Source organism: Pseudomonas lactis (assembly GCF_001439845.1).
Classification (GTDB): domain Bacteria; phylum Pseudomonadota; class Gammaproteobacteria; order Pseudomonadales; family Pseudomonadaceae; genus Aquipseudomonas; species Aquipseudomonas lactis.
Map to the genome: position 1 here is coordinate 290,793 of NZ_JYLO01000006.1, position 12,700 is coordinate 303,492.

Genomic DNA, 12,700 nt, shown 5'->3' on the forward strand with positions numbered 1-12,700 from the left:
AGGGCGTAGACCATCGATCAATCTGTGGAGGTACGCCATGCCAGTGAAACACGACCTGTATCAGGACTTGGGGTTGAGCAAGGAAGTTGTTCACGAACGCAGGGCGCAGGACAAACGGTTGGATTCGTTGCTCACCCAATATGATGCTGCCGACGGGGAGGTGCTGGCGGCGGAAAAAGCCAGTGCCAGCGATGAGGAGGTGGAAAAGCTGAAGAAGAAACGGCTATTGGTCAAAGACGAAATTGTGAGGCGGCTGGGTTAAGCGATCCCTCGCCACATATTTGGAATGTGCATATTTGTTCAGAATTGTCTGGAGGACAAATGCCCTTTCACTCCTTATGATGCGCCCCGTCCACTCGGCTCTGGGGCTTGTTGCGGCGCAAGGATTGCGTTGTTGAGCCGGGTGGGCATCCTCAGAATTCATGCAACACGGGGCTGAATCGGTCGGCTGCAAATGCTGCCTGTGGGAGCTGGCTTGCCTGCGATGGCGGCCTTCCAGCCAACGCCTATCCACCTGACACCCCACAATCCAAATGTGGGAGCTGGCTTGCCTGCGATGACGGCCTGGCAGCCGACACTTATCTACCTGACGCGCCGCAGTCCAAATGTGGGAGCGGGCTTGCTCGCGAAGGCGGCCTGGCAGGCGACACAGTTGGATTGTGTACATATCCATTGCTGCGGTAACGGCCGCTTAGGGTTCCGCCCTGACGGCGTCTTACTTTTGAAAAGCGCAAAAGTAAGCAAAACGCTCTTGCCCCACCACTCGGCACCTCGCCTTGGCTCGGTGTGCCCGAACGCAGGCTTGAATCCGTGGGCCGCCGCCACGCGCCATCCATGGCGCGGGGCGGCTAACCCGGCGTCCTGCCGGGTTACCCACGAATTCAAGCCTGCGTTCGGCCAGCGTGGTTTAACGGGGCGCTTGAGATCAAGATCAAAAGCAGAGCAAGATCAAGAGCGACTCGCTTCGCATCGTGGTTACCATCAAGGCCGTGGCGCCGGGCGTTCAGTCATTTCAACAGCGTTTCAACGCATATATCCATAGAGCGCTGCTGCGTCTGCTCATACAACTGCAACTCATCAATCGTCCTGCGCCCCAGCGCTTGCTCAAAAGCCGCGCGGTTGGAGTTGCCCGCGTAGTGACTCTGCGCTCCATCCCCCAGGTTTGACTGGAAGATCCCCGCCGCACTGACCGGCAGAAAATCCTCGTACACCAGCGGTTCCACCTCCACATGGCCGGCGTTGACCAGCCCCTCCAATGTGCGGGGCTGGTCGGCCTGGCCGCGTGCTGCCAGGCCTTTATCGGTCGCGAAGTAGCGGAAATACGCCAAGCCTTGCTCGCGCATGTGCGGGTAGTTATCGGGGAAGGCTTGAAAGTGCTGCGCCATCAATTGCACATAGCGCTCGGCGTTGGCTTCATTGGGGAAGGTGCCGAGTTCATCGCGGGCGGCGTTCAGCAGTTGGTCGTACAGGGCGCGGCCTTTGGGCGTGAGCGCGACGCCGCGTTGTTCGATTTCGCCGAAGCGCGCGCTGTGGCTGCCGTGGGCATCGGTGAAGGCGATGGGTTCGTCCAAGGCCTTGAAGCTGGTCTGGCGTAGCAGGATCGGGCACTGGCGCCGAGGTGGGCCTTCGATCACGGCTTTGGGGGTGATGCCGTTGCCGGGCATCGCCGCCTGCACCTGGTCGATGTCCAGGGTGCGTGGCGTCAGGTGGTTGATGTGTGGGCCCTTGAACGCGACGACGTCGGCGATCAGGCGGTGCTGGTCGCTGAGTTGCTGATACTGGGCACCCGTGACCGTGGCAGTGTGGTGCCAGCGGAACGTCTCCAGGGCCTGGCGGATAAAGGCCTCTGCATCGCTGGCATTCAAGCCGCCTTGGGTTTGTGCTTGTTCGATCAAGGCCAAGGCTTCGGCGGTGAAGATCGAGCGCTTGGCCAGGGCGTTTTCGGCGAAGGCGCGCAGGTCGGGGTTTTCGATCAGTTCCAGGCGCAGCAATGAGGTGAACACGCGAAACGGGCTGGTTTGCAGCGCGTGTTCATGCACGGCGCGAAAGGCGGTGGAGTGCACGGGCACGCCGGCGGGGGTGAGGTCGTAGTAGCCCACCGGTTGCATGCCCATCACCGCGAATAAGCGGCTGATGGTTGCCAGTTCCGCAGCGGTGCCCAGGCGGATGGCGCCGTGGCGTTCCATGTCCAGGCGCTGGATTTCGCCGGTACGTTGCAGTTGATGCGCCAGGCCTGGTTCGCTGTCGAGCACGCGGGCATTGGTCTGGGCCACCAGCTCCAGCAGCGCGCCATACAAGGGCACTTCATCTCGATACATGTCGGACATGGCCTTGGAAAAGCCCTTGCGGATCTCGTCGGGGCTGACATGGGCGGTGGCGTGCATAGAAAAATTCCTGATGACTGGAGCGATGATCGTGGCCTTTGCCCGATTTTGTTGAGCGGCCGGCCGGCTTGCAAACGAAGATTCCTCTGGACTTCATTCTGCAAATGAATGAGTTGGCCCTGCGTCCAAGTCTTCATGTGCACGCGGAGGTCTTGCGCTCTACACTGCGCCTCACTGTGTAGGTGAAGGAGGACCCGATGACGGCCAAACCCGCAACCAACCTGCTGGGCACCCTCGAAGGCCAGCGCCTGGCAACGCAACACGCCGAACGTTGGCGCGAGTGGGGGCCGTACCTGAGTGAACGCCAGTGGGGCACGGTGCGCGAAGACTACAGCGCCGACGGTGACGCCTGGGCCTACTTCCCTCATGAACACGCTCGCAGCCGCGCCTATCGCTGGGGCGAGGACGGGTTGGCCGGTTTCAGTGACAAGGCCCAACGCTGGTGCCTGGGCCTGGCGCTGTGGAACGAGCGCGATGCAATCCTCAAGGAGCGTCTGTTTGGCCTCAACAACGCCGAAGGCAACCACGGTGAAGACGTCAAGGAGCTGTACTTTTTCGTCGATGGCGTACCGAGCCATGCCTACATGCGCATGCTCTACAAATACCCCCATGCGGCCTTTCCGTACGCCGACCTGATCGCCGAAAACGCCCGTCGTGGGCTGGATGATGCCGAGTATGAAATCCTTGATACCGGTGTGTTTGCAGACAACCACTACTGCGACGTCAGTGTCGAATACGTCAAGCATCAGCCCGACGATATTTTCATGCGCGTCACCGTGCAGAACCGTTCGGACCAACCCACACGCCTGCAGGTGCTGCCCCAGCTCTGGGCGCGCAATGACTGGAGCTGGACCTTCGATGCACCCAAGCCCAGCTTGAGGCTGGACGTTGATCGGGTGCTGGCCCGTCATCATGAACTTGATGACCGCTGCCTCAGTGCCTGGGGCCAGGACGGCGTGCAGTGGCTGTTCTGTGAAAACGAAACCAACCAGCCCAAACTGGACGGGCAACCGGCGCCGGGGCCGTTCAAGGATGGCATTAACGATTATGTGGTGGGCGGGGTCGAGTCGGCGATTCGCCGGGACGCGGGCACTAAAGTGGCCGCGCATTTCACCCTTGAACTGGCGGGCCAGGAAAGCAAAACCCTCTACCTGCGCTTTGCGCCTCTGGACGCGCCAGACGTCAATGCACGCAAGCTATTCGAACAGCGCCGCCAGGAGGCCGATGACTTCTACGCGGTCTTGCAACAGGGCATCGCTGATGAAGATGCGCGCAATGTGCAGCGCCAGGCCCTGGCCGGCCTGCTGTGGTCCAAGCAGTTGTACTATTTTGACGTGAACCAGTGGCTCGACGGTGACCCGGCCCAGCCTGCGCCACCGCCCGAACGCTTGCACATCCGCAATACCCATTGGCGGCATCTGTCCAACTTCGACATCCTGTCCATGCCCGACACCTGGGAATACCCCTGGTACGCCTCCTGGGACCAAGGCTTCCAGGCGGTGGCCATCGCGCTGATCGACCCTGGTTACGCCAAGCAACAGCTGTTGTTGCTGGTAAAGGATCGCTTCATGCACCCCAACGGCCAATTGCCGGCCTACGAATGGCGCTTTGACGACGCCAACCCGCCCGTGCATGCCTGGGCCAGCTGGCGCGTGTATCAGCAGGACAAGGCGCTGACCGGCGTGGGCGACATGGATTTCCTGGAGCGGATCTTTCACAAGCTGCTGTTGAATTTCTCTTGGTGGGTCAACCGCAAGGATGCCGAGGGCCGCAACCTGTTCCAGGGCGGTTTTCTGGGCCTGGACAATATCGCCTTGTTCGACCGCTCGGCCCCGTTGCCGCCGGGCTACCAGTTGGACCAGGCCGACGGCACCGCCTGGGTGGCGGCTTATGCCCTGGACCTGATGCGCATCGGCCTGGAGTTGGCCAAGCGTAATGTGGTGTACGTGGACATTGCCGTGAAGTTTTTCGAGCATTTCCTCTAGATCGCCGGCGCCATCAACCGCGTCGATGACAGCGCCGAAGGTTTGTGGGATGAGCAGGACCAGTTTTTCTACGACGTGCTGCACCGCCCTGATGGCCAGAGCGAACCGGTGCGCCTGCGCTCCATCGTCGGGTTAATGCCGCTGTTCGCGGTGCTGGTGCTGGAACAGCGCGAGCACGAAGGCCTGGAAGGCTTGCGCGAGCGCCTGCTGGGCTTTATGCATCATCGGCCGGACCTGGCCAGGCTGGTTTCGCGCTGGACCGAACCGGGGCAGGGCAACCGCCTGTTGCTGGCGCTGCTGCGCGGTGAACGCACCAAGGATTTGCTGCGGCGCATGCTGGATGATCAGGAGTTCTTGTCGGCCTTTGGCGTGCGCGCCCTGTCCAAGGCGTTCGCCGAGCAGCCCCTGGCGCTGAAGATGAATGGCGACACCTTGTGCGCGCGCTACCAGCCGGGTGAATCCGACTCACGCTTGTACGGCGGCAACTCCAATTGGCGCGGGCCGCTGTGGATGCCGGTGAATTACATGCTGATTGAATCGTTGCGCGAGTTTCATCGCTATTACGCGGAGCATTTTTCCGTGGAGTACCCGACGGGCAGTGGGTATCTGGCGTCATTGGAGGAGGTGGCTGACAGCCTCAGCGGGCGGCTGACGCGGTTGTTTCTCAGGGATGAGAACGGTGTGCGGCCGTCGATGGCGGGGTATGCGCAATTGCAGGAGGACCCGGCCAGTCGTGACCTGGTGTTGTTCCATGAATATTTTCATGGGGAGACAGGGCGAGGGTTGGGGGCTTCACACCAGACAGGCTGGAGCGCGTTGGTGGCGTTACTGTTACAACCAAAACCCTGAGCACCCAAGCGGATTCGCTTTTCTGTGGAAGCTGGCTTGCCTGCGATACAGGCGCCGCGGTGTGTCCGGAAAAGGGAGTGGATGCCATCGCAGGCAAGCCAGCTCCCACAGGGGATCTTCATTCACTGCGAGAATGCAGGCAAAAAAATCCCGCCTGGTGAGGCGGGATCAGCATTCAGGGTTGCCCTTGAATCAGGAAGGGAACAGCTCGCTCAGCTTCATCGCCAGCATCATGTCGCCTTCGGCGCGCAGCTTGCCGCCCATGAACGCCTGCATGCCGTCGGTGGAACCGTCGACGATGCCTTCCAGGGTTTCGCTGTCCATCACCAGAGTGACCTGAGCGTCAGGGTTTTCGCCTTCTTTGAGTTCGCAGGTCTTGTCCTTGACCACCAGCGAGAAATTCTTGCTGTCGTCGATACGGAAACCGAACACCAGGTCCAAGCCTTCGGCAGCGCTTGGGTTGAATTTGGCTTTCATTGCTTCTACGGCTTTAGCTACGTCAGTCATGGTTTCGATCCTTAAGGGTAGAGTCCAGTGACCTTGGGGTCACGGTTGGCCGCAGTTCATCGGAAAGTGATGAGCTGCGGCGCCTTCAACAGTTGCAAGTGGGCGTGACTGTTGAAGGAAGCCAGTGCCACCTCGCGACCACGGAACTTCAGTTGGTTGAGCGAGGTGTTAACAATTTGCCAGTTCATTTCGAAGGCCTGGGCGGCAGGCATTCGGGTAATCAGGTGGAGCAGGGCGGTGATGGTGCCGCCGGAGGTGAATACGGCGATTTTGTCGGTGTGGTTCGCGGCTTCAAGGATGCGCTGCAAGCCACCCTGGACCCGCTCGACAAACCCCAGCCAGCTTTCCAACCCCGGCGGATCATAGGTGCCGGCCAGCCAGCGTTCGATGATCAGGGCGAAAATGCGCTGGAACTCGCTGCGGTTCTGCGGGCCATTGCGCAGGATATGCACGGCATTCGGTTCACTGCTGAGCAGGTCGGGCAACAGGCCCCGAATAATCGCTTCGCCGTCGAACTCGTTGAATGCGCTGTCGGTTTCCAGCGCCGGCACCGGCAAACCCAGGGCGCTGTACTGATCGAACGTGGCGCTGGCGGTGTGCTGCTGGCGACGCAGGTCGCCGGCGATGCAGCGGTCAAACGCAATGCCCAGGTCTGCCAGGTGGCGACCGAGCACTTGCGCTTGTTCCACGCCAATGGGCGAGAGGACGTCGTAGTCGTCTGCACCGAAGGAGGCCTGGCCATGTCGAATCAGATAAATGCTGCCCACGTCCGTTTTCCCGGTACGTTGAAAGTCTGGCGAGGTTATGAGGATGCCTGCGAGCTGTCAATGAAAAAACATACGCTTGTTTTAAAAGCGCGTTGGAGCCCGCCTGCTGGCGGTTTGATCACTGGCTCCTTCGCGGTGGCGTCGGTATGCTGGGGCCATCCGCGCCTGGCGCAGTGCTTTTTTTAAGGAGACATATGGATTTTCTGGCCGAATACGCGAGCTTTCTGGCGAAGACCGTCACCCTGGTGGTCGCTATTCTGGTGGTACTGATCAGCTTTGCAGCCTTGCGCAGTAAAGGTCGTCGTAAATCCGCCGGCCAATTGCAGGTCAGCAAGCTGAATGATTTTTACAAGGCTTTGCGCGAGCGCCTGGAGTCGAGCCTGCTCGACAAAGACCAGCTCAAGGCCCTGCGCAAGTCCGAAAGCAAAGCCGAAAAGAAGAAAGACAAGAAGAAGCCCGAGGCCAAGCCACGGGTATTCGTGCTGGATTTCGACGGTGACATCAAGGCCTCGGCCACCGAAAGCCTGCGCCATGAAATCACCGCGCTGCTGAGCCTGGCCACGCCCAAGGATGAAGTGGTGCTGCGCCTGGAAAGCGGCGGCGGCATGGTGCACAGCTATGGCCTGGCCTCTTCGCAACTGGCGCGTATCCGCCAGGCCGGCGTGCCATTGACTGTGTGCATCGACAAAGTGGCGGCCAGCGGCGGCTACATGATGGCGTGCATCGGCGAGAAGATCATCAGCGCTCCCTTCGCCATTCTCGGTTCCATTGGCGTGGTGGCGCAGTTGCCCAACGTCAATCGCCTGCTGAAAAAGCACAACATCGACTTTGAAGTGCTGACTGCCGGTGAATACAAGCGCACGCTCACAGTGTTCGGCGAAAACACCGAGAAGGGCCGGGAGAAGTTCCAGGAAGACCTGGACATCACCCACCAGCTGTTCAAGAACTTCGTCTCGCGCTACCGCCCACAGTTGGCGATTGACGAGGTGGCTACCGGTGAAGTGTGGCTGGGCGTCGCCGCACTCGACAAGCAACTGGTCGATGAGCTGCAAACCAGCGACGAATACCTGGCCACCAAGGCCAAGACCGCCGAAGTGTTCCACCTGCACTATGCCGAGCGTAAGAGCCTGCAAGAGCGCGTAGGCCTGGCAGCCAGCGGTTCGGTGGACCGGGTGCTGTTGACCTGGTGGAGCCGCTTGACCCAGCAACGGTTCTGGTAACCCAGTACTGAAAACCAGGTAATCCCTTGTCGATCGTTCCCACGCTCCGCGTGGGAATGCCTCCAGTGACGCTCTGCGTCACCCTGGCGTAGGTGGGACGCGGAGCGTCCAAGGCTGCATTCCCACGCGGAGCGTGGGAACGATCATGTCAGGTCAAGCGGGGTTTAATCGAGTCCGCCAACTGCGTAAGGATCAGGCAGCACGACACGGCCCCCGCATCCAGCACCCCAAGCGAACGCTCTCCCAAACGACTGGCCCGGCCAATCTTGGCCACCAGGTCTTTGGTCGAATCCCGCCCTTGAGAAGCAGCGCTTTTCATCGCATCGAGTGCATCGTTGAACGAAGCCCCCGACGCCTGCGCCCGTTCAAAGGCTTCTACCGCCGGAATCAATGTATCCATCAAGCACTTGTCGCCCACGCCCGCTTCGGTGATGTCCTGCAACGAGGTCAAGCCGCCGCGCAGCAGGTGGGCGAAGGTGGCGGCGTCGATGTCTTCACGGCCGCGCACTTCGTCGGCCATGCCGATAAACAGGCTGCCATACAACGGGCCCATGGAGCCGCCGATGCCTTCCATCAGGCTCAAGGTCAGTTCGTCCAGGGCTTCGGCCAGGGTCAGTTGGCGGCCTTCGATCGTGCGGCCGCAATGGGCAAAGCCCTTGGCCATGTTGATGCCATGGTCGCCATCGCCTATGGCGCCGTCGACTTCGCTGAGGTACTCACGGTTGGCCACGATGACGCGGACCAGGTCGGCGACGATGGCGCTGCCATCATGGGTGGAAAAATGCTGGCTCATGGTTCACTCCGCCTGGGTCATGCCGATGGAGCGGCAGGGTTGGTCGATCAGGGTTTTCAGCTCGGCGTCGAGGCCGAGCAGGGTCAAGGTCACGCCCATCATTTCCAGGGAAGTGAAGTAGTTGCCCACGTAGCAACGGTGAATCTTCAAGCCTTTGGCTTTGAGCTGTTTTTCCACCTCGGCGTAGAAAATATACAACTCCATCACCGGGGTGGCGCCGAGGCCTGAGATCAGCACCACCACGCTGTCGTCCTGGCTGAAATCGCGGTCGGCGAGGATCGGTGCCAGCATGCGCTCGGCCATGGCGGCGGCCGGTTCAATCGGGATGACTTCGATGCCCGGTTCGCCATGATGGCCGATGCCCAGCTCCATCTGGCCGTCGGGAATCTGGAAGTTCGGCTTGCCCACCGCGGCGATGGTGCAGGGCGTAAGGCCGATACCAATCGAGCGGCAGTGGTCGACGGTTTTCTGCGCCACCCGAATCACGCCGTCCAGGTCGTAATGCTGGGCAGCGGCGGCACCGCCGATCTTCCACATGAAGATTTCCCCGGCCACGCCGCGACGCTTGGCGATGTCGGCCTTGGGCGCGGACGCCACGTCGTCATTGGCGACCACCGTGCGGATGCGCATGTCTTTGCTGGCGGCCATTTTCATCGCCAGCTTCACGTTCATGTTGTCGCCCGCGTAGTTGCCATACAGGCAGGCAACGCCTGCACCATGGTCGGCGGCGCGGAAGGCGTCGAAAAAGCTTTTGGCGGTGGGCGAGGAAAAAATCTCGCCGACGGCCACCGCATCCACCAGGCCTGGGCCAACATAGCCGAGGAACGCCGGCTCATGCCCGGAGCCGCCGCCGGTGACAATGCCGACGCGGCCTTGGGCGGATGGCCTGGCCTTGACGATGACCCGTGGGTTGCTCTCGTACTGGCGCAGTTCGGGGTGCGCGACCAGGATGCCGCGCAGCATGTCTTCGACCACTTGGTCGGGATCGTTGATGACTCGATTCATAACGCGGGTTCCTGTTGTTTTTATTAACTGTAAGGAGCGAGCTTGCTCGCGAAAAACGCCAACGATGACGCGGGCTGTCTGATTCAGCGTGGCGGCCTTGAGTTCTTCGCGAGCAAGCTCGCTCCTACAGTAAAAGCGGTTGAGTAAACTTTCAGGGTTCGAGCACAACCTTCAGCGATTTATCGCCGCGCTCCATCACTGCAAACGCTTGCTTGAAATCTGCCAGCGCAAACTTGTGGGTCACCACGTCGCGCATATCGATCTTGCGGTTGCCGATAAAGTCGATGGCCCTGGGGTACATATACGGCCCCAGGTGCGAGCCAAGGATATCCAGCTCCTTGCGGTCGCCGATGATCGACCAATCCACCGTGGCCTCGTCATTGAACACGCTGAATTCCACAAAGCGTCCCAGCTTGCGCAGCATCGCCAGGCCCTGGTTGACTGCCTTGTGATGCCCGGTAGCCTCGATATAGATGTCGCAGCCATAGCCGTCGGTGATCTCGCGGATCTTCGCCAACACATCCACCTCGGCCGGGTTCCACACTTCATCGGCGCCCAGGCGCAGGGCGAGGGCGGCGCGTTCGGGTTTCATGTCCAGCACGATGAGCTTTTTCGGGTTGCGCAGCCGCACCGCGCCGATAATACCCAGGCCCAGGGTGCCGGCGCCGGCGACTACCACGATGTCGTCATGGTCGACGTTGGCGCGTTCCGCCGCGTGCAGCGAGCAGGCCAAGGGTTCGATCAGGATCGCTTCATCGGGGGCGATGGATTCCGGCACTTTGTGGATGATGCCTTCCTTGGTGAAGATCATGTACTGGGCCATGGCGCCCTGCACATTGTTCTGAAAGCCATACAGGTCGTGCTTTTGGCACATCCAGTACTGGCCGTGGTTACAGAAGCGGCAGCCCCAGCACGGCACGATCTGCTCGGAGATCACCCGGTCACCCACGGCCACGCCACGCTTCTCGGCGCCTGGTCCAAGGGCGACCACGCGGCACACGAACTCATGCCCGGGGATCATCGGTGGTTTCACGTAGCGCGGTTGCTCGGCATCGCCCCAGAACGACGGCGCGCCGCGATAGGTCTTGATATCGCCCATGCAAATGCCGCACAGCTCGACTTTGGTCAGGATCTCGTCGGGGCCGGGGGTGGGCACGTCGACGGTTTCCAGGCGGTAGTCTTCCGGGCCGTGGCAGACCACAGCCTGCATGGTTTTCGGGATACTCGGGGCGAGTTGTTCAGGTGTGCGTTCGGTGACAGTGGACATGACAAAACCTCACGACATAACGATGAATTACTGAATGCTGTAGCCGCCGTCGATCACCATGTTGGCGCCGGTGATCATCTGCGCGGCATCGCTGAGCAGGTACAGCGCCAGCCCGGCGATTTCTTCCGGCTGGGCAAAGCGACCTGCCGGGATCTGCAATTTGGCCCGCTCACCCACCTCGCCGGCCCAGGCTTTCTTGCCCAGGGCGGTTTCGACGATGGTGGGGGAGATGGCGTTGACGTTTACCTGCGGCGCCCACTCCATGGCCAATACTTTGGTCATGCCGACGATGGCGGCTTTGCTGGCGCAGTAGGCGACGTGACGGTCCAGGCCAATCACGGCGGCCTGGGACGCCAGGTTGACGATGCGCCCGCTGCCCTGGGCGATCATGTGCCTGGCGCAGGCCTGAGCCATGAAAAAGCTGGCCTTGAGGTTGATGTCCAGGGTGGTGTCCCAGGCGCTTTCGCTGACCTCGATGGCCTTGTCCAGCAGCACCACGCCTGCGCTGTTGATCAGGTAATCCAGGCGTTGGAAGTGTGCGAACACCTTGTCGACGGTCGGTTGTATCTGGTCGATCTTTCCGAGGTCGACGGCAATGCCCAGGTGCCCGGCACCCAGGCTAGCGGCCACCTCGACCACGGCCGGGTCACGGTCCAGCAGCGCCACCCGGGCGCCGCGTTCCGCCAGCAAGGTGGCGCAGGCCAGGCCGATGCCGGCGGCGCCACCGGTGATCACCGCGCAACGGCCGCTGAGGTCGAAGGCTTGGTTCCAGAAACCAGACATGAATGACTCCTCGTTCCCACGCTCTGCGTGGGAATGCCGCGTGGAACGCTCTGCGTTCCGATGTTAAGTGACGCGGAGCGTCACGGGATGCGTTCCCACGCGGAGCGTGGGAACGATCAAAAGCCACTGACTACTTACCGCCGCTGACTTGCTTGTACAGCGCATCCGCATTGGCATTGGTCACCGGCACCCAGGGCAGGATGTAGTTCTTGGCCGTGCCGTCGGCCCATTTCAGGTCCTTGGCATAGCGCTTCCAAATCACCGATTGCGGCTTGTAGTCTTCGCCGGCCAGGGCCCGCAGTGCTACGTCCAGCGCGCCTTGGGACTGGGCCTGGGCGTCCTGCAGGAAGGTGGTGACTTCGTCCTTTTTCGCCGCCTGGATCGCATCCGGCATGCCATCGATGGAGGTGACGGGCACGTCCTTGGAGGTGAGGCCATGGGACTTCAGCGCCTGCACGGCGCCCAGGGCCATGTCGTCGTTCTGAGCGATCACACCGTTGATGCCTTTGGGGTGGGCGTTGAGCCAGTCTTCGGTGAGGGTCATGGCCTGGGCGCGGTCCCAGTTGGCGGTTTTCTTCTCAATGATCTTGATGTCCGGGTGTTTGCCCAGCACTTCCAGTTCGCCCTTTTCCCGGTCGATCTGCGCCGACTGGCCAATCGGGCCCTGGATGATCACCACGTTGCCCTTGCCATTGAGCCTGTCGACCATGGCCTGGGCCTGCAGACGGCCGCCTTCCACGTCGTCGTTACCCACATACGGCACGCTGGCATCGGCTACTTTCGTATTGGAGGCGATGACCACCACGTCGTTGCTCATGGCGGCCTTGACGGTGCCGACGCCGGCCTTGGTATCAATCGGCACGAACAGAATCGCGTCGTAGCGTTGGGTCACCATGTTTTCGATCTGGTTGTTCTGGGTCAGGGCGTCGTAGTTGCCGTCGAACACGGTCAACTGCACGGTGCCATCCTTGACCGCCGGGTGTTCTTTGAGCTCGCGGACCCAGTTCTGCATGAACTGGCCCTTGAGGCCATAGACGGCTGCGCCGATCTTGTAGGTCTTGCCATCGGCTGCCAGGGCAATGCTGCTGGCGAGCAGGGAGAGGGCCGCCGCGGCGGCCAGGGTGGTACCCAGTTTCATAA

11 protein-coding genes and 1 pseudogene are annotated in these 12,700 nt (G+C 61.1%); 4 read left to right on the forward strand and 8 right to left on the reverse strand.

Annotated elements, in window-relative coordinates; translation table 11 throughout:
• Nucleotides 1-37: 37 nt before the first annotated feature.
• Nucleotides 38-262, forward strand: a complete 225-nt coding sequence (locus tag TX24_RS12100; protein ID WP_057710415.1) for a DUF465 domain-containing protein — start codon at nucleotides 38-40, stop codon at nucleotides 260-262.
• Nucleotides 263-1,007: 745 nt separating this feature from the next.
• Here TX24_RS12100 and hglS read toward each other — a convergent pair.
• Nucleotides 1,008-2,384, reverse strand: a complete 1,377-nt coding sequence (hglS, locus tag TX24_RS12105; RefSeq protein ID WP_057710416.1) for a 2-oxoadipate dioxygenase/decarboxylase HglS — start codon at nucleotides 2,382-2,384, stop codon at nucleotides 1,008-1,010.
• Between the two features lie 197 nt (nucleotides 2,385-2,581).
• Here hglS and TX24_RS12110 point away from each other — a divergent pair.
• Nucleotides 2,582-5,218, forward strand: a pseudogene (locus TX24_RS12110) (MGH1-like glycoside hydrolase domain-containing protein).
• A 192-nt stretch (nucleotides 5,219-5,410) separates the two neighbouring features.
• Here TX24_RS12110 and TX24_RS12115 read toward each other — a convergent pair.
• Together TX24_RS12115 and TX24_RS12120 are read right to left on the reverse strand one after the other, a co-directional pair.
• The gene (locus tag TX24_RS12115) at nucleotides 5,411-5,725 is read right to left on the reverse strand and encodes an SCP2 sterol-binding domain-containing protein (protein ID WP_003191854.1); all 315 of its coding nucleotides are present in this window, start codon (nucleotides 5,723-5,725) and stop codon (nucleotides 5,411-5,413) included.
• Nucleotides 5,726-5,781: 56 nt separating this feature from the next.
• Entirely contained in the window at nucleotides 5,782-6,492 is a 711-nt protein-coding gene (locus tag TX24_RS12120; RefSeq protein ID WP_003191853.1) for a histidine phosphatase family protein, read from the reverse strand.
• Here TX24_RS12120 and TX24_RS31845 point away from each other — a divergent pair.
• Both TX24_RS31845 and sohB read left to right on the forward strand, forming a co-directional pair.
• Nucleotides 6,466-6,678, forward strand: a complete 213-nt coding sequence (locus tag TX24_RS31845) for a hypothetical protein (RefSeq protein ID WP_138183563.1) — start codon at nucleotides 6,466-6,468, stop codon at nucleotides 6,676-6,678. The two genes, TX24_RS12120 and TX24_RS31845, sit on opposite strands and share 27 nt — an antisense overlap.
• 8 nt (nucleotides 6,679-6,686) lie before the next feature.
• Entirely contained in the window at nucleotides 6,687-7,712 is a 1,026-nt protein-coding gene (gene sohB, locus TX24_RS12125) for a protease SohB (protein ID WP_057710417.1), read from the forward strand.
• 148 nt (nucleotides 7,713-7,860) lie between these two features.
• Here the strand turns inward: sohB and dhaL are convergent, their stop codons facing one another.
• The 5 genes from dhaL to TX24_RS12150 all read right to left on the reverse strand — a co-directional run bounded on the left by dhaL (nucleotide 7,861) and on the right by TX24_RS12150 (nucleotide 12,698).
• Nucleotides 7,861-8,505, reverse strand: a complete 645-nt coding sequence (gene dhaL / locus TX24_RS12130; protein ID WP_057710418.1) for a dihydroxyacetone kinase subunit DhaL — start codon at nucleotides 8,503-8,505, stop codon at nucleotides 7,861-7,863.
• Between the two features lie 3 nt (nucleotides 8,506-8,508).
• Nucleotides 8,509-9,510 carry a dihydroxyacetone kinase subunit DhaK gene (locus tag TX24_RS12135; protein ID WP_034135849.1) on the reverse strand — a complete coding sequence of 334 codons (1,002 nt, stop codon included), beginning with the start codon at nucleotides 9,508-9,510 and terminating at the stop codon, nucleotides 8,509-8,511.
• 151 nt (nucleotides 9,511-9,661) lie between these two features.
• Nucleotides 9,662-10,777: an MDR/zinc-dependent alcohol dehydrogenase-like family protein gene (locus TX24_RS12140; protein ID WP_032900715.1), complete on the reverse strand. Its 1,116-nt coding sequence runs from the start codon at nucleotides 10,775-10,777 to the stop codon at nucleotides 9,662-9,664.
• A gap of 27 nt (nucleotides 10,778-10,804) precedes the next feature.
• Nucleotides 10,805-11,560: an SDR family oxidoreductase gene (locus TX24_RS12145; RefSeq protein ID WP_003191843.1), complete on the reverse strand. Its 756-nt coding sequence runs from the start codon at nucleotides 11,558-11,560 to the stop codon at nucleotides 10,805-10,807.
• Between the two features lie 130 nt (nucleotides 11,561-11,690).
• Complete coding sequence (locus tag TX24_RS12150; RefSeq protein WP_057710419.1) at nucleotides 11,691-12,698, reverse strand: substrate-binding domain-containing protein; 1,008 nt, start codon at nucleotides 12,696-12,698, stop codon at nucleotides 11,691-11,693.
• Nucleotides 12,699-12,700 lie beyond the last annotated feature (2 nt).